Origin of the sequence: Pantanalinema rosaneae CENA516 (genome assembly GCF_050753385.1) — a bacterium.
Lineage (GTDB): Bacteria > Cyanobacteriota > Cyanobacteriia > Leptolyngbyales > Leptolyngbyaceae > Pantanalinema > Pantanalinema rosaneae.
This window is the reverse complement of record NZ_JBLZFZ010000002.1, coordinates 20,059-39,942: the sequence shown is the minus strand read 5'-3', so window position 1 is coordinate 39,942 and position 19,884 is coordinate 20,059. Positions and strand designations below refer to the sequence as shown.

General features: G+C 50.7%; 13 protein-coding genes. 9 read left to right on the top strand and 4 right to left on the bottom strand.

What is annotated here, in order from left to right; all coding sequences use genetic code 11:
* Positions 1 to 38: 38 nt before the first annotated feature.
* The 3 genes from ACN4EK_RS01195 to ACN4EK_RS01185 all read right to left on the bottom strand — a co-directional run bounded on the left by ACN4EK_RS01195 (position 39) and on the right by ACN4EK_RS01185 (position 6,162).
* A complete protein-coding gene (locus ACN4EK_RS01195; protein ID WP_431655502.1) occupies positions 39 to 773 on the bottom strand; it encodes a DUF928 domain-containing protein in 735 nt (244 codons plus the stop codon).
* Between the two features lie 341 nt (positions 774 to 1,114).
* Positions 1,115 to 3,331 (bottom strand): CHAT domain-containing protein, encoded by a 2,217-nt coding sequence (locus tag ACN4EK_RS01190; protein ID WP_431655500.1) that lies wholly within the window; start codon positions 3,329 to 3,331, stop codon positions 1,115 to 1,117.
* A gap of 284 nt (positions 3,332 to 3,615) precedes the next feature.
* Positions 3,616 to 6,162 (bottom strand): two-partner secretion domain-containing protein, encoded by a 2,547-nt coding sequence (locus ACN4EK_RS01185; RefSeq protein ID WP_431655499.1) that lies wholly within the window; start codon positions 6,160 to 6,162, stop codon positions 3,616 to 3,618.
* A gap of 200 nt (positions 6,163 to 6,362) precedes the next feature.
* Here ACN4EK_RS01185 and ACN4EK_RS01180 point away from each other — a divergent pair, with 200 nt between their 5' ends.
* The 7 genes from ACN4EK_RS01180 to ACN4EK_RS01150 all read left to right on the top strand — a co-directional run bounded on the left by ACN4EK_RS01180 (position 6,363) and on the right by ACN4EK_RS01150 (position 15,863).
* Positions 6,363 to 6,848 (top strand): hypothetical protein, encoded by a 486-nt coding sequence (locus tag ACN4EK_RS01180; protein ID WP_431655498.1) that lies wholly within the window; start codon positions 6,363 to 6,365, stop codon positions 6,846 to 6,848.
* A gap of 625 nt (positions 6,849 to 7,473) precedes the next feature.
* Complete coding sequence (locus tag ACN4EK_RS01175) at positions 7,474 to 8,169, top strand: DUF928 domain-containing protein (RefSeq protein WP_431655497.1); 696 nt, start codon at positions 7,474 to 7,476, stop codon at positions 8,167 to 8,169.
* 18 nt (positions 8,170 to 8,187) lie between these two features.
* The gene (locus ACN4EK_RS01170) at positions 8,188 to 10,740 is read left to right on the top strand and encodes a putative bifunctional diguanylate cyclase/phosphodiesterase (RefSeq protein ID WP_431655495.1); all 2,553 of its coding nucleotides are present in this window, start codon (positions 8,188 to 8,190) and stop codon (positions 10,738 to 10,740) included.
* A 37-nt stretch (positions 10,741 to 10,777) separates the two neighbouring features.
* A complete protein-coding gene (locus tag ACN4EK_RS01165) occupies positions 10,778 to 12,145 on the top strand; it encodes a CHAT domain-containing protein (RefSeq protein WP_431655494.1) in 1,368 nt (455 codons plus the stop codon).
* Positions 12,146 to 12,618: 473 nt separating this feature from the next.
* Positions 12,619 to 14,634 carry a TonB-dependent receptor plug domain-containing protein gene (locus ACN4EK_RS01160; protein WP_431655492.1) on the top strand — a complete coding sequence of 672 codons (2,016 nt, stop codon included), beginning with the start codon at positions 12,619 to 12,621 and terminating at the stop codon, positions 14,632 to 14,634.
* Between the two features lie 317 nt (positions 14,635 to 14,951).
* Entirely contained in the window at positions 14,952 to 15,305 is a 354-nt protein-coding gene (locus tag ACN4EK_RS01155) for a hypothetical protein (RefSeq protein WP_431655491.1), read from the top strand.
* A 96-nt stretch (positions 15,306 to 15,401) separates the two neighbouring features.
* Positions 15,402 to 15,863, top strand: coding sequence for a hypothetical protein (locus tag ACN4EK_RS01150; RefSeq protein ID WP_431655490.1), 462 nt, complete (start codon positions 15,402 to 15,404; stop codon positions 15,861 to 15,863).
* Positions 15,864 to 15,988: 125 nt separating this feature from the next.
* Here the strand turns inward: ACN4EK_RS01150 and ACN4EK_RS01145 are convergent, their stop codons facing one another.
* Entirely contained in the window at positions 15,989 to 16,375 is a 387-nt protein-coding gene (locus tag ACN4EK_RS01145; RefSeq protein WP_431655489.1) for a hypothetical protein, read from the bottom strand.
* Between the two features lie 211 nt (positions 16,376 to 16,586).
* Between ACN4EK_RS01145 and ACN4EK_RS01140 the strand changes: the two genes are divergently transcribed.
* Positions 16,587 to 18,119, top strand: a complete 1,533-nt coding sequence (locus ACN4EK_RS01140) for a bifunctional metallophosphatase/5'-nucleotidase (protein ID WP_431655488.1) — start codon at positions 16,587 to 16,589, stop codon at positions 18,117 to 18,119.
* Positions 18,116 to 19,840: a tetratricopeptide repeat protein gene (locus ACN4EK_RS01135; RefSeq protein WP_431655487.1), complete on the top strand. Its 1,725-nt coding sequence runs from the start codon at positions 18,116 to 18,118 to the stop codon at positions 19,838 to 19,840. The genes ACN4EK_RS01140 and ACN4EK_RS01135 overlap by 4 nt, the downstream gene beginning before the upstream one ends.
* The last annotated feature ends 44 nt before the right edge of the window (positions 19,841 to 19,884 follow it).

Below are 19,884 nucleotides of genomic sequence, written 5' to 3'. Positions count from 1 at the left end.
TAGGGGAAAAGAGCATCAATGCCGGAGGCAAGGCAGCTTCACTGGTCGGTAAAAGCAGATGACGGCATCCTCGTCAGTTGAGGTAATCCGATCGATTGCAGCAACCTTGCCCATACAGAGCCTAAGGCAGAGTCCTGGGGATGCGCCTGCTGAAGTTGCACTAAGGTTTCCAAGGCATCATACCAGAAGCCAGCCTCTGCATAGAGTTTAACTTGTTCTACGCCCGATGCTGTTGCAAGCTGACGTTGCAGCCATGGATCGGGAGTCTGCTGCCGAATCCACCCCCCAATGATCCAATCATCCGTTCGCTGATTGGGGTTACAGATCAGTGCCACTGCCCAGTAATAGGGTTGATCTGCCGATAGAATTGGGGCAGTCGATGGGAATGAGAACCGCACTAAGGTATCCGTGGAGGAGATGGGCACTGTGGTTTGATAAATCCCCCGCCCCTGAGCATCAAACAAGCTCAGTTCAGCCATCTGGGCAGTTGTTGCTGGCAGATAAATATGAACCGTGGGACGATCGCGCGTTGTTAATCCTACATAAGCTGTGGGACTGAGTGCGGTTAACCCAGACAGGTGACTGGTTTGGGGAAAACAGGCAGATTGCGCGGGTCGAGAGCCACCTCCTGCCGTTCCCGCTGGCGATCCCTGCTCGGGAGGGGGATCAAAACTGGCGATCGCTGGATTCAGGTTGATTCCCCCCAATACACCCACTATTAATCGCAGGCTCCAGACCATCAACGGCTTGGTCAATATTTGTTTTTGCGTCATATTCTTCGCCCTCGCACACCAAAACCAGAACCATCCGTCATCAAGTTTGGTTCAGACTGTCCTGATCCTGATTTGACCGTTAACTGTACTCGTTAAATCTTGGTTTTTGTCGTTGATCACTAGCCGGGAAACACAGCCACCACAGGGAAGCAAACTCGGAACAACAGGGTAGACGTAGAGCACCTTTAGCTATTAATTATACTATCGATTTTTTTGTGACGAGGTGAAATTATGACAATCACGCAGGCTTTCTCCGTATTATTGCTGAACTACCCCACCCAACCCAGTCCACAATCGAACTTTGTGAAACTAAGTTCACAATCTAACGACCAGCCCCTTGCTCATAGCCAGTTACCGACCAAAATAAAGGGTGCCCAAAAGTAGGGATGTTGAAACTTGGGATGGTGCAGTAGGGTGAGTTGTGCCTGTCGGACGGCCTCTGCTCGGGTCATCCCTGGTTGGGTCAGGGCTTGATAGAACTGCGTGATCAACAGGGCAGTCGAGGTGTCGTTGACCGTCCAGAGAGAAGCTAGGGTACTGCGTGCCCCCGATCGCACCGCCACTCCTGCCATCCCCAGGGCAGCGCGATCGTCCCCCTGTGCCGTTTGACAAGCACTCAAAACCAGCAATTCCAGATCCGCCACATCAGCGACCTCCCGTTGCTGTAAGAAGGTCTGTAAATCATCCACCTGTACCTTGCCATCCCAGGTGAGAATGTAGGTGCTACTGGCCTGGGAACCAAACTGTCCATGAGTTGCCAAATGCACGACTGAAAAGGGCATAGTTTTGAGCTTGGTCGCCAGCGCCTGCGTCGTAAATGCCCGATTCATTAACACCGTGGTTGGGAGTTGCTGACTAATTTGCTGCACCTCCTGATCGACTCCGGGGAGTGCCGTATACTCCTGGGTTGACTGGCTTAACCCGCCGACCAACACTCGTAACTGCTGATAGGACAGGGGTTGAGAACCGAGTAATTGCAACCCAGGGGTCACTGCCACTCGATAGCGCTCAATTAAATACTGATTGCCATCATGTAAGGCAGCCATCGGCAAATTCCGGAAGCCACCATCCAACACAAACACGAGGGTCTGAATTTGATGCTGCTTCAGATCAGCGATCGCGGGCTGAATTAACCACCGATCGATTTCCTGGGCAGCGGCTAGTCGTTCTGGCAGAAAGGCAGTCACCCGCATCGATTGTTGCATCCGGCGAATTCCGGCAATAATTTCGGTCTGGGGTAACGGGGTGGCATAGTGACGCAACGGTTGTCCAGGAATCGAGAGAATCACTTCCAGGCGATCGCGCAAAATAATCGGATAGATTACCGCCGCTGTGGGATCAATTTGATCGATCGCCTGCGGTTGGGCATCCAGACAGGCTTCCCGGAAAAAGTTGGTCAGTTCTGCCACCTGCAAGGACTCGATCACCTGACGAGCCTGTTGCAGATGGGCTGGCGATTCGAGAGGTTCTTGCAGTAGTAAATCGACCAGTTCCCGATAGACTGGCTCCACCTGTTCCCGGAAGGAAAATTGTACTTCTGGATTCGTCAAACCCAAATCATTTCGTAGCACCTGTAAATCCTTGACGGCCTGGGTGTAGTACGCGATCGCGCCTGCCCGATCGTCCTGTACTGATCGCAGTCGCCCCAATTGCCATTGCCATTGATACGCCAAATCCAGGGCGAGTTGACTTTGAGCCAGATTCCAGGCTTGGGTCGTGAGTCGTTCTGCCTCCGACCACTGCTGTTGCAATTCATACACCGCCCCCAACCGACCTAACGCGTAGGATTCCGCCCGTCGATCGCCCAAGACCCTTGCCTGCTGCCCAGCATTGACGAGGAGTTGCGCCATCATCCGGCGATCGTCCTGGGGTGAAGCCCCGCGATCGGTTGTGAACTTGAGGAGACTTTCTGCCAACGTAACTTGCCCATAGATCGCCATCTGTCCCGGAGGTAACGCGGCTAATTGCGCCTGAATCGGTGCGATCAGGGTTTGCGCTGCCGCATAGCGCTTGAGGGTTAGCAATTGGTTCAGTTGATTCAGGCGGGCGGCAAGCTGAACTGGACTTGGAGCCGTCGCCGCTTGTTCGTACAGTCGGAGAGCACGCTCGGGTTGCTGCTGTGCCACCAGGGTATTGGCCAAATGGAAGGCAACCATTGGTTGGGCAGAACTGGCTGGCAAGGTTTGGGCGATCGTCGCTGCCCGTTGCAACACAGTGGCGGATGCCTCCAGATCCCCAATTAACCGCAGCACATTCCCTAGATTGATTAACCCAGTCAGCTTTAACTGAGAATCGGGCTGCTGTTTCAGAGAAAGTTCTACCTGCTCTAGCATCGTCTTCGCCCGTCGATAGAACCCTAACGCCTGTAACGCTCTGGCCTGGTTAATTTGGCTCCCCACTACACCCACCCTATCACCCACTTGACGATAGGCTTGCTCTGCCCGTTGCCAGGTGGTTAAAGCGGTATGAGGCTGTCCTTGCTGAAGTTGCCGTTCCCCCTGTTCAATTAACTGGCTAGACGCTGGAGTTGCCCACACCAGCGAGGGCAGCGGTTGCACAACGATCGTGATCAACAACGCCGATAAGCACCCAATGATAGTAATCAACCACCGTGATCTAAGGCGTTTCCGGCTCAAAAAAGGAATGAACAATCGCATACGGACAGCCAATATTGGAATGGTACGGCTCCCTAAGCTGTAATTCCTTGCGTAGGGGCGTGGCATACCCTGCGGGAAGCAGGCTACGGTAAAAAGCCCTTGCTATTGTCCCAGAAACCTCTGCCGAATGCCGCGCCCGTACAGGTAAGAGGTTGCAGTTGCTCAGGTTATTTAGGTCGCGATCCTTAGCGTCCGAGGCTGAACGGAGTCGAGCAACCAGTGCCGAATGGGTTCACGCCCACCTGATTTCCCGATGGAGCAACCAAAACGATCGTGCCATCGGCTTCAGTCACCCAATGCGTGGCTTCAATCAGCGGTTCAGTAGAGATGGCATCAGGCTGCACCCTGGCGGCGGCGATCGCGGCATCGGCTCGATCAGCTCCGGTCTGGGGATGCGTGTGGTTCTCTTGCGAATTCTCTTGCAGGTCATCTTGCCATCCTACCGGAGCATTTACCACTTCCTGGGGAGTCGGGGGTAATCCTCCCCGTCCGGATATGACAAAGCTATTTGCCCGTCCCCGGGCATCACATCGTTGATCCAGACCATTGGTTACCTCCAAAAAGTTGCTCGGTAGCTGGATTAAATTACCACTTGGATCAAGATTCGGACTGTTAATCGTGACGGCTCCCTGTACCCCAAACTGGGAACTTGCCGTAATATCACTGAGAGGAGTCAGGCGAGGACGCACCGCCATGCCAAACAGCCCCTGGGTGCGAATCTGAATCCTGCCGCCTTGCCCGCCCAACGCATTCGCCGTAATGTCACTGTTCTCTAAAGCAGAAGCAACGATCGATTGCGCGGCGATCGCAATATTACCGCCATTCCCCGTTCCCCCCAATAATCCCGCACTGCTACTAATTCGAGATTGGTGGCGCAGGAGTAACACATCCCGGATGTGTAATTGCACGTTACCACCCGTCCCTAGCAAAGATGCCGCCTCTAAAAATGCCCGATTGTTCAATCGGATCGAGTTCGCTGTAATGGTCAGATTTCCCCCGGTTCCGGCTCCCTGACTTAATACACTCACCCCCGCACCCTGCTCAACGGTTAGTGTGCCAGCCTGGAGCGTTAAATTTCCGCCATCCCCAAAACCTCTGGCACTAATCAACGTGGGGGAGGTGAGATCGGGAGAAGTCCCCATCAAGGAGATGGCATCCGTAGCGCGAATTGTGACATTGCCACCACCGATCAGACTATTACTATCCGCCACAATCTTGGCACCATCCGTCACGACTAACTGCCGTGCGGTTAGCGTCAGATCCCCTGCCCGCCCTCCTAGTAACCCATTTGTAGCAATACTCGTTGTTATACTATTCAGATTCGGAATCGCGATCGGAATTACCTCATCACCAACAATGTGAATCCTGTCTGTCGCTTGAATGGTTAAATTACCACTGGAGCCGATGCCCAATGTGGCGGTCGAGATAAAGCTATTTTCCTGCATCGTCAGACGATCGGTATTGATCATAATTTCCGCACTATTGCCCTGACTACCGAAGAAAGTCAGGCTGGAGATCAATCCTTGATTCAACTCAATATCAGTGGCATTGACCGTTAAACTACCCGGTTGTCCCGAACTATTCGCCACACTGGTTATGTACGCGCCGTTTTGCAGCCGCAACTGTCGGGTATTAATTAGAATTTCTCCTACCGCCCCCGCTTCTGCCGCGATCGTGGCAATCATATTGCGAGCATTGGCGGCATTTAACTGCCCCGTCGAAATCTGCTGAATCACCTGATCATAATTGCCTGTCCCAACGATATCGATCGCATCGGTCATATTAATTGTTAGCGCACCTCCCGGTTGAGTTCCCAGATTAAACGAGAGAATCCGGGCATCCTCCCGCAATTGCAGCGATCGACCTTGAAGCTGAATCGCTCCCGACGACCCACCGGATGTATTGATTTCCGATCGATTCGATAGTTGAATATCGCCAAAGGTAGTGATGCCGGGATACCCCAGCATAAATCCTGTCGGAGTTAGGGTCAGTGTGACCACTCCCGCCTCCTGGACACTGCCCAGTTCCACCCGTCCACTGGCAGCGATGACACTCCCTCCCGCCAGAGCCACATCCCCACCCAATAAACCCAAGGTTTGACCGGGGCGCACCGCCAGCCCTGGAGATTGCTGCACAATCCTGCCGGGGTTCGCGCCAAATTGCAACCCGATCGGCACATTCATCGTCAATAATGGCGGCGGTTGAGGATTCGTAGCACTGAATTCACTGCCATCCGCGAACTGAAAGCGATCGGCAGTGGTTGCCAGAAACGAACCACCGATGTCTAACCGGGCGTTCGCGCCAAACACAATGCCCTGGGGATTCAACAGAAAGACGTTGGCAGTTCCATTCGCACGAATGATGCCATCGATCGTGGAAACAGCAGTTCCCGTTACCCGTGTCAAAATGGTTTGAATTGCCAGAGGTTGATTGAACCAGGCAGTGCTACCCGTTGGCACAGAAAAAGCTTGAAAACTATGAAACAAGCGATTGCCAACCGTAGTGCCACCTGTAATGACAAATAGATTACCGTCTGGAGTGACAATTGAGTTACTTGTACTATCCGCTTGAATCGGGCTAGACTGTACCGCCGCCGGTGAGCTACAAACCATCCCCATGAACAGGAGTAGCCCCAACCATTGCCTGATCTGTCTGCGTTGGCGCAGAGACAACCGGAGGAATCGGGAGCAGAGGATCTGGCAGGACGATCGCCAGCAGGTTAGATGATGCACATTTTTGCGCCTGGTATGGTCAGTTACAATAAAGCACCCGCTAAATTTATCCTACCTTGAAAGAAAGGACGATGAGGTTAGCCAGGTTAGTTGAGCCACCCATTAAATCAGCCAGCATCAACTATAATTTCTCAGTTCTATTAGTTCCGAATTAAGCGCGTAGAATTAGTACAGATGTTTCCCTTTTACCGTTTTTGACGATGGTTCAATATACACTCGTGCAAAGTCCAGATGTGATCCTAACGGTTCCTGGCAAAGATTCCACCAAAGCCCGCGAAAAAGCCATGGATCAACTCATGGCGCTTTTAGACGAGGGTAAGTTATCCACGGATTTATCCGATGGGTTCAGTCCACAACAATTTATCGAAGTGAAAGAAGCCACCTCCCTCCAACCCGATGCCGAAGATGCCGTCACCCAGGCAGTTCAGGTGCTGAGTAATTTAGCCACCCTGAAGTTAAAGGTGCAGGAATCACGGGCAGACGCGTTTAAAGTGCGGCAACTGGTTGATGTCCTGTTCACGGATGAGGAGGTAGACGAAGCCACGATCGCCACGATGAAAGAAGGCTTCAAAGTGCTGAAAGCCTATGCTCAAACGAATCTCCGCTATCGGGAGGCTCGAACTCAAGCCGAAGCAGCTCGGGAAATTCTCGATCGGGCACTGGGCACTACTGACTCTGATAGTTAGCGACCTTCCTGCCAGCAAAACCACCTGTAGCCTGAATTTATGCAATTGACGGGCGGCGAGGTTAAACCGACCATCCCTGCCGCCTGATTGATAGTCAAGTTAATTCTGCATGGTAAAATTTTTAATCATACAGAAATAGCTTGATTTGATCCCGATTAAATTGGAACCCAGAGAAATACCTTTGCCCTGACCTGGTTTTCTGCATGATAGCAGCCCTAACCATACAGAAAAATCGTTACGGATGGAACGAGCCTAACACAGACGCATCTTTTGTTCCTACATAGAAAATTAATATGAACATAGATGAACATCCGTAATTTAACGGTTTTTCCTCAGTGTGCGGAAAATTAACTTGCATATAGAACGGATGTCAGTAATAACCGAACCTCAAATTCGGTTTTACTGGGCATAGCAGTATTTCCAAGCCTAATCCTTAACTATCCAATCACTGTGCATCTGACTGAGTTTGGTCTGAATCGTAACGATCGTTGGTAAAAATTTTTACTCTTTATCTAATTTTCAGCATGGCTGATGGAGATCAGGATCCTGAAAATGCCTGGTTTTACCAAAAAAATGGTCAGGAGTAATCGCTAAAACATACTGGAATTTTGGGAGGGAGCAATTTATGCCTGTACCAACTCTGTATCGCCTGGGTTTGCATGTTGGAATGGCACTCTGTCTGGTGTTTACAGCCACCGGGATGCCAGTGTTGGCGCAATCGGGATCTTCTGATCGGAGTGAATTTCCCGGTCGGCGGATTGGGGGCGGCACTCGGGGAGACTGTGCCATGAACAGTCAATCCCTCGTTGCCCTAAATCCAGTCAACAATTTGGGGATTACCGCCAGCGATCGCCCGACCGTGTATTTTGTGGTGCCCCAAGCGGCGGAGACCTATCCCATTCAGTTTGTCTTGCGGGATGGGGAGGGGACTTCGGTTTACCAAACCACCCTCGCAACGAATAAAGCCAAAGAACTTGTCGGCGTACAATTACCTAAAAATACAGTCAAAGTCGGACAAGACTATCAATGGTATTTTTCAGTAGTGTGCGATGCCGATGATAGTTCCCAAAATCTCGTGCTATCGGGCTGGTTGCGGCGGGTTGCCTCGGAGATGGCTGTCTCGAAGCCGGGGGATGTAGACACCCAGTTAATCTTAGCCAATCGTTATCAAGCGGCAGGGCTATGGAGCGATCAGATTGCCACGTTAGCGGCATTACGCCAAACCCATCCCAATCATGCTCAAGTCCGCCAGCAGTGGCAACAGCTTTTACAGACATTGCAGTTACCCCAGGTAGTTAATTTGTCGATCGCCCGCCAGTAGGAAGGGGAAGTTGTCTAGGTGGCAAAATTCTGGCAATCAGCCCCACGGGCGATCAAGCAGATCCACTCCCAATTGCAGACCTGGCGACAATGGTGCGATCGGGGACAACCCATGCCTCAGATTGTCTGGGCAGCGGGATCCTCGATCGTAGTATCGGGGACAGTGATCACCAGTTGTTTTTGGGCGATCCAACAAATCGGGGCATTGCAAACCCTGGAATTATTTGTTTTCGATCGCTTTGTGCAGTGGCAAGCAGATACAACTCCCGATCCTCGCCTGGTAGTCGTCACAATTACTGAAACCGATCTCCATCGCTATCGCTGGCCCCTGTCGGATCAGATTCTGGCGCAAGCCTTAGCCAAACTTCAGTCCTATCGACCGAAAGTGATTGGGTTAGATCTCTATCGAGATATCCCCAACCCACCGGGGGAAGCCGCATTAGCGGCCCAATTGCAAGCCAAAAACCTGATTACGATCACAGATGTTGCAGGTGGCATTGCGGCTCCGACAGGGGTTGAGCCAGAACGGGTGGGATTTAATGATTTCACCTTAGATCCGGATGGGGTGTTACGCCGCAATCTCTTATTTGTCGCTGGAGCGGAGCAACATTACTACTCCTTAGCGTTGCGAGTGGTGTTGACTTACTTCCAGTCCGAGAACTTGTCTCTCCGTCATACCCCGGAAGCATTGCAGCTAGGGACAACAACGATCGTGCCGTTAGCACCAACATCGGGGGGCTATCAAACCGCCGATACTCGCGGCTATCAAATTCTGTTGAACTATCGCCGCCGTCAGCAGATCGCTCCAGTGATTACCCTCCATCAGGTGTTAGAGGGGCAGATCAATCCCGACTGGGTACGTGATCGGATTGTGCTAATTGGCACGATCGCCCCCAGTTTAAAGGATCAGTTTTACACACCATACAGCGCCGATCAACACGCTAATTTTCAAATGCCAGGAGTGATGATCCATGCTCAGATGACTAGCCAACTGTTGGATATTGTCTCTGGAGCTAACCCGGGGTTTCAATTCTGGCCGCAGGGACAGGAATTCCTCTGGCTCTGGAGTTGGACTTTGATCGGGGGATTCCTCGTGTGGCGGCTCAGACATCCGCTTGCTTTTGGAGTAGCGACGCTGGGCGGTTTGTTGCTGATTGGGGGCTTCAGTTGGCTGTTGTTGACCTATTGGATCTGGATTCCTGTAGCAGAGCCAATGTTGGGATTGATTGCCGCCGTAGGACTGGCGATGGCGCACCGACTCCTCTACACCAACACTCGCGATCCCCTCACCGGACTGCTGAATCAGGGTGCGTTTGTGCGTTCCCTCCACCGATCGCTGGCACAGATGGCGCGGCGTTCCCCACCGTTCACATTAGGGGTAATTTTCCTCAGCCTCGATCGCTTTCCCTTAATCTATGAAAGTTTGGGGCAGTCCACCAGCGATCATCTGATCCTGCAACTGATCTATCGTTGGCGCACCCGGCTACCGCGATCGGCTCGGTTGGCAAGAGTGAGTCAGGAGGAATTTGTGATTACCTGGCAACATCTTCAGCCAGAGGCATTAACCACGATCGCCGAGCAACTCCAGGCAGCGATCGTCCCCCCCTTTGTGATTCACTCCCACTCAGTAGCCATCACCACCAGCATCGGCATTGCCCTGACCCAAGCCGATCATTGGTATACACCAGAAAACCTGCTACGAGATGCCCATACCGCCATGTATCGGGCTAAAACGCTAGGCAGCGACCACTATCAGGTGTTTGCCGCCGGGATGCTGAATGAAGCGGTAGATCAATTCACTCTGGAGAATGAGTTACGACGAGGAATTGCCAACCAGGAATTTGTGCTTTACTATCAACCGATCGTGTGTCTGCGATCGACAGCTATTGTAGGCTTTGAGGCATTGGTGCGCTGGCAGCATCCCAGCCAGGGGTTTATTCCACCTTTGAAATTTATTCCCTTAGCGGAGGAAACTGGGTTAATCATCCCCTTAGGACAATGGATCTTTCACGCGGCTTGTCAACAAGCTCACCAATGGCAACGCCAATTTCCTAGTCAACATTTAATCATTAGTATTAATCTTTCAGGTCGGCAGTTTGATCAACCCGATTTAACCGAACAATTAGCGCGGTTGATCCAGGAAACCAACGTTGATGCGACCTGCCTCAAACTGGAAATTACCGAAAGTATGGTGATGGCAGAGGTGGAAGCCGCGATCGATGTGATGTTACGGCTGAAGTCCCTCGGGTGCCAGTTAGGCATGGATGATTTTGGCACCGGCTATTCTTCCCTCAGCCAGATTCGGCGGTTTCCGATCGATACGCTGAAGGTCGATCGGTCATTTGTTCAAAAATTGGCAACCAGCCAGGAAGACTACGAAATTGTTCGGATGATTATTTCGTTGGGTCATATCTTAGGCATGGATGTGATTGCCGAAGGGGTCGAGACTCAAGCCGATGCCGACCATTTGCGATCGTTAGGGTGTGAGTTTGGTCAGGGATATTTTTGGGCAAAACCCTTGCCTGCTGTGGAAGCGACCGCCCGATTACAACAGCAATATCAAGTTGTTTAATTCACTCTAATAACATTCATTCTTCAGGACTAAACCAATGCAAAATAATCACCGCAAACTACGCCTTCAAAATCATCAAACTAATTTTTTCAGCCAGATTTTCTCTAGACGCACCTTTATTTTAGGAGTCACACTGGCATTGGTTAGCCTGAATACCTTACCAGGTCGATCGCAAACCTTAAGTGAAAAAGTGTTAGCGATGGAAAGCGGATTAGCGAAAGAGTTTGAAGATTACTTTGGCGAACATTTAGCTGATGTCAACCAAACTCCCGAACGCATTGCCGAAACTCTCAAACAAATTGGTCAGGCAACCAATACCAAACCTGCCGTTCTCTGGGTGATTCCTCGCACCGATCATCTGCATTTAGTACTGCTGACCCCAGGGGGAACGCCGATCGTGCGGGATCTCTATGATGTTCCGATCGCGAAGCTGCAACCTGTAGTGGATGCGTTTCACCTGGAGATGCATAGTTCTCCCAACCACACCAAAATGACGGCGGCGCAACAGCTTTACCAATGGATTGTCCAACCATACGCCAACGACTTACAGGCGGGAGAGATTGATACGATTCTGTTTTGCCTGGGGAAAGGCTTGCGGAGTTTGCCCCTCGCCGCGTTACATGATGGGAAAGAATTCCTGATCGAGAACTATAATCTCACCCGGATTCCTGCCTTTAATCTGATTCAAACCGACTATGTGCCGATGCAGCCCGGTCAAATTCTGGCAATGGGAGCGTCGGAGTTTCCCGATCAAAGCCCGTTGCCTGCCGTACCGATCGAATTAACGACGATTTTGCAAAAACTCCAGACCGATCGCCCTGCCCAGGCGCAATGGCAAGGACGATCGTTCCTGAATCAAGGCTTTACCCTGGCAAATCTTCAGCAGTGGGTACAGGAGCAACGCCCTAATATTGTGCATCTGGCAACCCATGCCATGTTCAAACCGGGTAAACCTGCGAATTCCTACATTCAGTTGTGGGATAGCAAACTGGGCTTAGATATGATCCGGCAGGTGAATTGGGGATCGCCAGCTTTGGAATTGCTGGTTCTGAGTGCTTGTAGAACGGCGATCGGGGATGATCAAGCCGAACTGGGCTTTGCTGGAGTTGCCCTGAAATCGCAGGTGAAAACGGTAGTCGCCAGTCTATGGAATGTCAACGACGAAGGGACGCTGGCATTGATGAGCGAATTCTATCGCCAACTGGGAACCACCTCTACCAAAGCCGCTGCCCTGCGACAAGCCCAACTGCGGCTCCTCCGGGGTGATACCCGCATTGAAGGCAAAAAGTTGATCCTGTCACGCGGTTCTGTCACCCTACCACCAGAGTTGAAGAATACAACCAGTAGTGATCTCTCGGCTCCTTACTATTGGGCAGCGTTTACATTGATTAGTAGCCCCTGGTAAGCCTCTATCCTGCTGATCTGAAAAGAATTTAAGCAATCAATTCATAAGTCACAATCAGCCCTTTACTTTTGCCAGTGGAGGGCTAAAAACTTGGAAATATCAATCAATAGATGAACAAATGCAATTCTACCGTCATCAAAATTTCACCTAATCTTCGGATAAATTAGACTCAATTAACTCATGCAAATACACTATTAAAAAACACATAATTAGTTAGTTTTGTCCTAATCAATCATAATTTTATTATTTTTTACGATGGAAGTTTTACACTCTGTCTTTTGACTTTGCTTTCACTTACCAGCACCATCAATGAGAGATTTTCTGCCGTTTTAGTGTTGGCGTGTAACCAAGGCTAAAGCGCTTTTGGTGTGAGCTTCATTCATCGCATTATGTCCCTCCTACGATCGCTATGTGCCATCGCTACATTTCCCTGTAGCTTGTGTTTTTATCTATCTTTCGCTGATGCAACCGAGATGCCAGTGAATTCTACTGGTCTGAACTTACGAAATTATCAATCCCCCATTTCAGAGGCGCGATGGTTGCAGTCTCCCTCCTGTAACAGACTTCAAACAGGTTCAGAGCCATGTCCTGCTCTCAGTCAAAATTCAGCCGATGTCGAGGATATAGACGATCAGGAAGCAGAGGAAGAAGAAATTATTGGCGAGGGACAGGAGCAACCCCGCTTCTCATTTCCGGTTTACACCATTACCGGGGATGAAATTCAAAAGCAGGGCGGAGAGAGTTTAACCGAAGTGCTGCGGAGTTTGCCTGGTTTCGCCATCAATGATGCCGGATTTGGTGCCGATATTCATACAGGATTTTATTATCGGGGAACGACACTAAACCAGAACCTGTTTCTACTAAACGGACGATCGCTGAATACTAACGTCAACACCTATCACGGGGCAACAGATTTAAATAATGTCCTAACCAGTGGCATTGATCGGATTGAACTGCTAAGTGGGACAGCCGCCACGCTTTACGGTTCGGAAGCCTTTGGTGGCATCATCAACATCATCACCAAAGATCCGACGGGGCAACCCTTCCGAGCCAATGCGCTGGTGCAGGCAGGCTCCTACGGTCAACAGAATTACCGGGCTAACATCTCCGGTTCAGTCAATGCCTTAGGCTATGCGATCGGTTATGAACGGTTTCAAGCCGATAACGATTATTTCGTGCCGCTAGGGGCTGCCAATCGCGGTCCGGATGGGCGCTTATTCAATGGTGATGTCAAATTTGACAATTACTTTGGGCGATTGACGTATCAGGTTGACCCTCGGAATACGCTGAGTCTGGATACGTTTAAAACCACCAGTCGTAAGGGGTTGTTATATTTTGGGTTTCCCCTGCAACGCGATCGCCTGGATCACGATGGTCTGAGTCTGGGGTTTTCCTGGCGCAGCTTAATCGGGGCGGGAGACGATTCCGTCATGACCATCAACCTGGGCTATAACCGCGACTACTTTAATACCTATGGGCCCACTCAAACGATCTTTTATCGTCAGGGCACCGTAGATTCCACGGGTCTGACCGCCCGCATTGAGCATAATTGGCAGGTTTCACCCAGCTACAATTTGCGCTATGGCATTGATGTGAAAGGAGAGCTATTCACGGGCGAAACGTCGAGCACTGTACCGCGATTGATTCAACTGAATGAGGTAGAGGATCGCGATCGAACCAATGTTGCCCTATTTGCACTCAACACCGTCAATATTCTGGACAATCTTCAGGTTGAGTTGGGGTTGCGGCAAAACTTTAACACAGAGGTGGGTAATTCTGCCGATCCTAGCGTTGGGTTGCGGTGGGATCTCACGCCGAATCTGGCTTGGCGGGGCAGTTGGGTGTCTGTACGACGGCTACCGGGACTCGACCAACTCTATTTGTTTGACACCGTCCATAATTGGTTGCCCAATCCAGGGTTGAAGCAGGAGGTGGGTTCTGCCTGGACAACTGGGATCGATTTTCAGCTCAATTCAGACTTAACGGTACAGTTGACTTACTTTGGTAATCGTCTCAAGAACCGACTGGCAGTGGTTGCCGGACGTTGGGAAAATATTGGACTGGTTGATACCAATGGGTTTGAAGCGGCAGTGCGTTGGAGAATTACCCCACAATTTTCCGTTTCAGCCAACTACACTTACACGGATGCCCAGATTAAAACAGGAGCCGATCGCGGTTTACAACTCAGTACCGTCCCGTTTTCGGTCGCTCAAGTTGGCTTGGGCTATGACTGGAATGGCTGGCAGGTGAACCTTTATGCTAACTATCACAGTGGTTCTCGACGGGCTCTGTTTACCGCCACCGGAGATGATCCCCGCGACTTCTCTCCCTCCTGGTTAAACCTGGATCTGAATGCCAGAATTCCGATTCTCCAGAATGTAGGATTGCTGATTTATTTGGAGAACTTAGCAGATGTCAGTTACGAAAAGGTGAATCGAATTTATCAGCCCGGTCTAACGTTTCGCGTCGGTCTATCTGCCACTTTTTAGCGAATTCTGCGATCGCCTCCTTCTCGTCAAATCCGCAACGATCGTGAATTTTGTCATAAAGTTTGACCAATAGAGGCAACACCAAGCATCCATGACGCTTATATGCAGCATTGTCTCTTTATTCTTTGGTTTCCGATCTACAACGATTGTGGCTTTGGTTTGTTGTAAAACCTAACATTTGATTCTCAATCTATGACGCTAGCAAGGGAATTCTGGCTAGTAGAGTTATGAGAGGTTGCCCTATGGATTTCCTAGAGTTCATTCAGAACAAAGTCGTACAATGTGGTTGGCAGATTTCAGAGGTGATAGGAGACTCAATGGTTAAATTAACCTTTGAGACTTCAATGGGGGATGAATATGTCTATATCCGCCCCTGTGGCAAAAATGCTGACGGCAACACCATTTTGGAGTTCGCGTCCCTCGGAATGCCTATCCCAGATAATGAGACTGAATTTGCTGCTATGGCGATCGCCCTAATGGAGAGAAATGGAGAGATCCCGTTTGGTCATTGGGGCATCGAGAAAATACAGGACAAGAGGTATTTCACAGTATTTGCTTCACTGATTGCGAACACAATGGATAACGATGAATTTCGGGGAGGAGCCACCGCGATCGTGAATGAGCGGGTAAGGATGCTGAAATCTATTCAGAAAAACTCGATCGACTTTTAGATCTGTGCCAATTGATCGTGGATGAGGGCAACCAGATATGTTCATCTTGCAAGTTGATAGGGAACTCTGAGTAGGAGAATTTTGAAAGGTTGCCCCATGACCGAAGGAGATAAGCCAGAAGAGAAGGTTAACCCACAGCAAACAGCGCTAGGTTGCATCATCCTTATGCTGCTGGTTGGTTCACCATTTGTTGCCTGCTCTATCTTTTCTTCTCAAAAGGATTATGAAAGCCCTAGCACCACTACTTCGATCATTAATGTTCCAGTTTCAGAAAGAACTCCAGAACAGAACCTAGCCTTGGTTGATGGCAAAAGCTGGCAAGGTGCGGAGCAACCTTATGCTTCCCTACTGGATCAGCTAGGATCAAAGTGTAATGAGGACAGAACAGCGATTGCGGATATGACCGTTGTGGCAGTGAAGTTGATCAAAAACAATGGCAAGTCAACGGATAACCTGGATATGCTGACTGGGCTTCGTAATGCTACCGAGGACCAAAACCGTCAGAGTTGCAAAGAGATGTATACCCTGCTTATAGGAGCAATGATTGGCAGCAAATAGTGATCGCTTTATCTGACGCTAAAAAGACTCTGAAACCATTGCTCTAATTAGGATTTAGGATGAACCTATTATAGGGATTGTTGGTACGATCGCCTGTCCTCAAATCCGCAACAGTTGTAGCCTTGTTATGGCTGTTGGTCTTTGCGAACAAGGTAAGCTAGAATCCCTTCCAACCTTTCGCTGATTCCCTTCAGTTGCTCGATCGACTCTCCATGCTTTGCAAAGTAATGCTGAGATGCCGCCACAAAGGCATCTACTCGGCTGCTGACTGCATCCACTTTCAGAGTTAAGGCATCTAGTTGCGCTTGAGTCCGATTCTGAGCCGCTTCTAGATGGTCTAACTGAGCCTGAGTCCGCTCTTGTACCTCAATTAATCGGTCAATCCGAAGCTGACTTCTCTCTTGGGCAGTTTCCAGGCGGTCTAGTCCTCGATTGGCTGACTCTGCGTACCGAGCCGCACTCAGCAATAATTCTTTGACCGTCTCAAATTCGTCTCTAGTGACTGTACTCATAGTGCCCTGTCCTGGCAATCAAGAAATAAGTCCACAGGGGTCAACGTCAGAACATGCTTCCATTGTATTTGAAGTATTAGATTCCCAAAAGCGAAAATTTACCCTGAGAATCCAATACTATAGAAGCGATCGCTCCATCCCCCGTTCAAACCAAGCCGCCTTGAGAGAAAATTAAGCAGTGAGTAGATCTGCAACTCTTGGGGAATCCATCATGCGGCATTGGCAACAGTGGAGCGTTTCATTGGCGATCGGGCTGATCAGTTGGGGCTGGCTACCGGGTTGGGTGCGTCCCGGTTGGGCAGAGGTCGTGCGGTTCACCCTGCTGCAACTGAATGATATTTATGAAATTACCGCGATCGAAGGCGGGACACGGGGAGGATTAGCCCGAGTTGCCACTGTGCGACAGCGATTGGTCGCTGAAAATCCCCATACCTACACGATTCTGGCTGGGGATGCCCTGAGTCCTTCCGCCCTGGGAACCGCTCGGATCAACGGAGAATCCCTGGCTGGGCAACAAATGGTCGCGGTGATGAATGCGATCGGGTTTGACCTGGCAACCTTTGGCAATCATGAGTTTGATTTGAACCAAGCCCAATTTTTGCAACGCTTACAGGAATCCAAATTTCAATGGATTTCCAGTAATGTTAGTGATGCAACAGGGCAACCCTTTCCCCAAGTAGAGCGATCGCGGATTCTTACCATTCCCACCACCACCGGCAACCCAGTGCGAGTCGGTGTGATCGGCTTAACGATCGACAGCAATCCCGTAGACTATGTGCGCTACCAGAACTTTATTACTGCCGCCCAGTCACAGGTCAAAGCCCTGCGATCGCAAACCGACCTGATCATTGCCATCACCCATTTAAGTCTGGCAGAAGATCAACAACTAGCGGCGGCTGTGCCAGAGCTTGCCTTAATTCTGGGCGGTCACGAACATGAAAATATCCAGCAATGGCGCTTTGTTTTGTCCCCTACCGCTAACTGCCCGAATCGAGGTACGCCGATTCTGAAAGCCGATGCCAATGCCCGATCGGTTTATATTCATCAGTTAGAGTACGACACCGATACGCAATGTTTGACCATTCACTCGCGCTTGCAACCGATTACGGCGGCAATTCCCGAAGATCCAACCACTGCCAAACTGGTACAAAGCTGGCTGGACAGAGGCTTTCAGGCGTTTCGTGCCCAGGGATTTCAACCGGAAACGGTCGTTGCCACGATCGCCACCAGCTTAGATGGGCTGGAAACCAGTGTTCGTAATCAACCCACGAATTTAACCCAGTTGATTGCTGAAGCCATGCTGAAGCAGACCGATGGGGCGGAACTCGCGATCTTCAATAGTGGGGCGATTCGGATCGACGATCGTCTGCCTGCCGGAGCCATCACCCAATATGACATGATTCGGATTTTGCCGTTTGGGGGTCAGGTACTCACCGTGGAACTGCCCGGATCACTGCTGCAACGGGTCTTAAATCAAGGACAGGCAAATCGCGGCACTGGCGGTTATTTACAAACCGCGAATGTGAGTCAGGATGCGGCTGGCAACTGGTTGATTCAAGGACAACCCCTACAACCCCAACGACGCTATCGGGTGGCGATCGCCGATTTCCTTATGACTGGACGCGAACAGGGACTCAATTTCCTCAACTTAGATGCTCCCGGAGTCAAATTAATTGCCGAACATGATGACATCCGATTTGTCCTGATTCGTCACCTGCAAACTCTAGCCCCCAGCCATCGATGAATATTGCCCAACAGATGCAGCTCGCCGTTGCCAGCTATCAAACTCGTGATTTCGATCGCACCATAGCTCTGTGTCAGCAAGTTCTCGCGGCATACCCCCAGGAAGTCGCTGCCTATTATTTACTGGCACTGGTGTATCAGGAAAAACAGCACTGGACAGCCGCCATTACCTGTTACCAGCAGATTATCGCCCTGCAACCGCAGCAGTTTGAAGCCCATAGTCGGCTCGGGTCAGTTTACCTGGCATTGGACATGGTAAGTGCAGCGATCGCGGAACTGGAAATTGCCACAACCCTGAATCCGACTCAACCCGTCATTTACTTTAATTTAGGCAATGCTTACGCCAGTCTGGAGGATTGGGAACAAGCGATTAGTTATTATGAACATTGCCTTGAACTGAATCCTTCCCATGTGGGCGCTTACGAAAACTTAGGACGGGCTTTGCTCCATCAACGACGCTGGCGATCGGCAGTTCAGGCATTTCGCCAGTGTTTACGTTATGAACCTGATCATCTGGGTGCCCACTTTAACTTAGCCAATGCGTTAGCCGCTCTCGATTGTCTGGAGGAAGCCGGACAGCATTATCAACGGGTGATCGAACTAAATCCCCGTCATGCCGATGCCCATTTTCGCTTAGCCTCTACCTATAGGCAGCGCGGGTTACTGACTCCTGCCATCACCCATTGGGCGATCGGCTGTGAGCAACAGCCCCATGATCCGCAAGCCCAATTCAATTTCGCCACCACATTGTTACTCGATGGTCAATTACAGGCTGGCTTTCAACGGTTTGAAAGTCGCATGGGCATCAAGTCACCCATTCCCGAATGGTGGGGCAGTCCGCGCTGGCAGGGACAGGATTCGCTGGCTGGAAAACACATTCTTGTTTATGGCGAAGGAGGACTAGGGGATCAAATCCAGTTTGGTCGCTACTTACCCTATCTTGCCAAACTGGGGGCAACTGTCACCTTCTGCTGCGATCGCAGTTTAATGACGCTGTTTGCAGCCATGCCAGGGGTCGATCGCGTCGTGCCTCGCGGGAGCTATAACCCCACCCAGAATGATCAGCCAGATTACCACTGCTACCTGATGAGTCTCCCCCATCTATTGTGGGACGTGGTGGGCGGAATTCCCACTCAAACGCCCTATCTCACAGTTCCCCAGCAGCTCATACTACCGGATGTCTTTCAACAACCGAGTGGAGATCGTAAGGTGGGGATTGTCTGGGCAAGTGGTTCTCCCCGTCCCTGGTTGTCGTCTGCCCCTGGAGAATGGGATGCTCGGCGGCAATCGGCACAGCGCCGCCGGGTACATCTGCCCTTACTCCTGCCGTATCTTGAGAAACCAGGCATCCAGTTCTATAGCTTACAGGTTGGTGAAGCCAGTACCATCCTCCAGCAACTCGGCGATAAACCGACGATCGTTGATCTGAGTGAACACTTGACCGACTTAGCTGCCACGGCTGCCGCGATCGCGGCTCTGGATCTGGTAATCACGGTGGATACTGCCGTTGCCCATTTAGCCGGAGCCTTGGATCGCCCGGTTTGGACATTACTGCAATTTGTCCCAGACTGGCGCTGGCAACTGACGCGGCAGGATTCCCCCTGGTATCGATCGATGCGATTATTCCGTCAACCGACTCTGGATGATTGGCACAGTGTATTTCAAAGTGTTTCCACCACCCTGGATCAATGGGTACAATCAGACCGCCATACCACCACCTGATCCGCCCATGCCACAAGTATCCATCCAATAGAAGAATCGGAAAT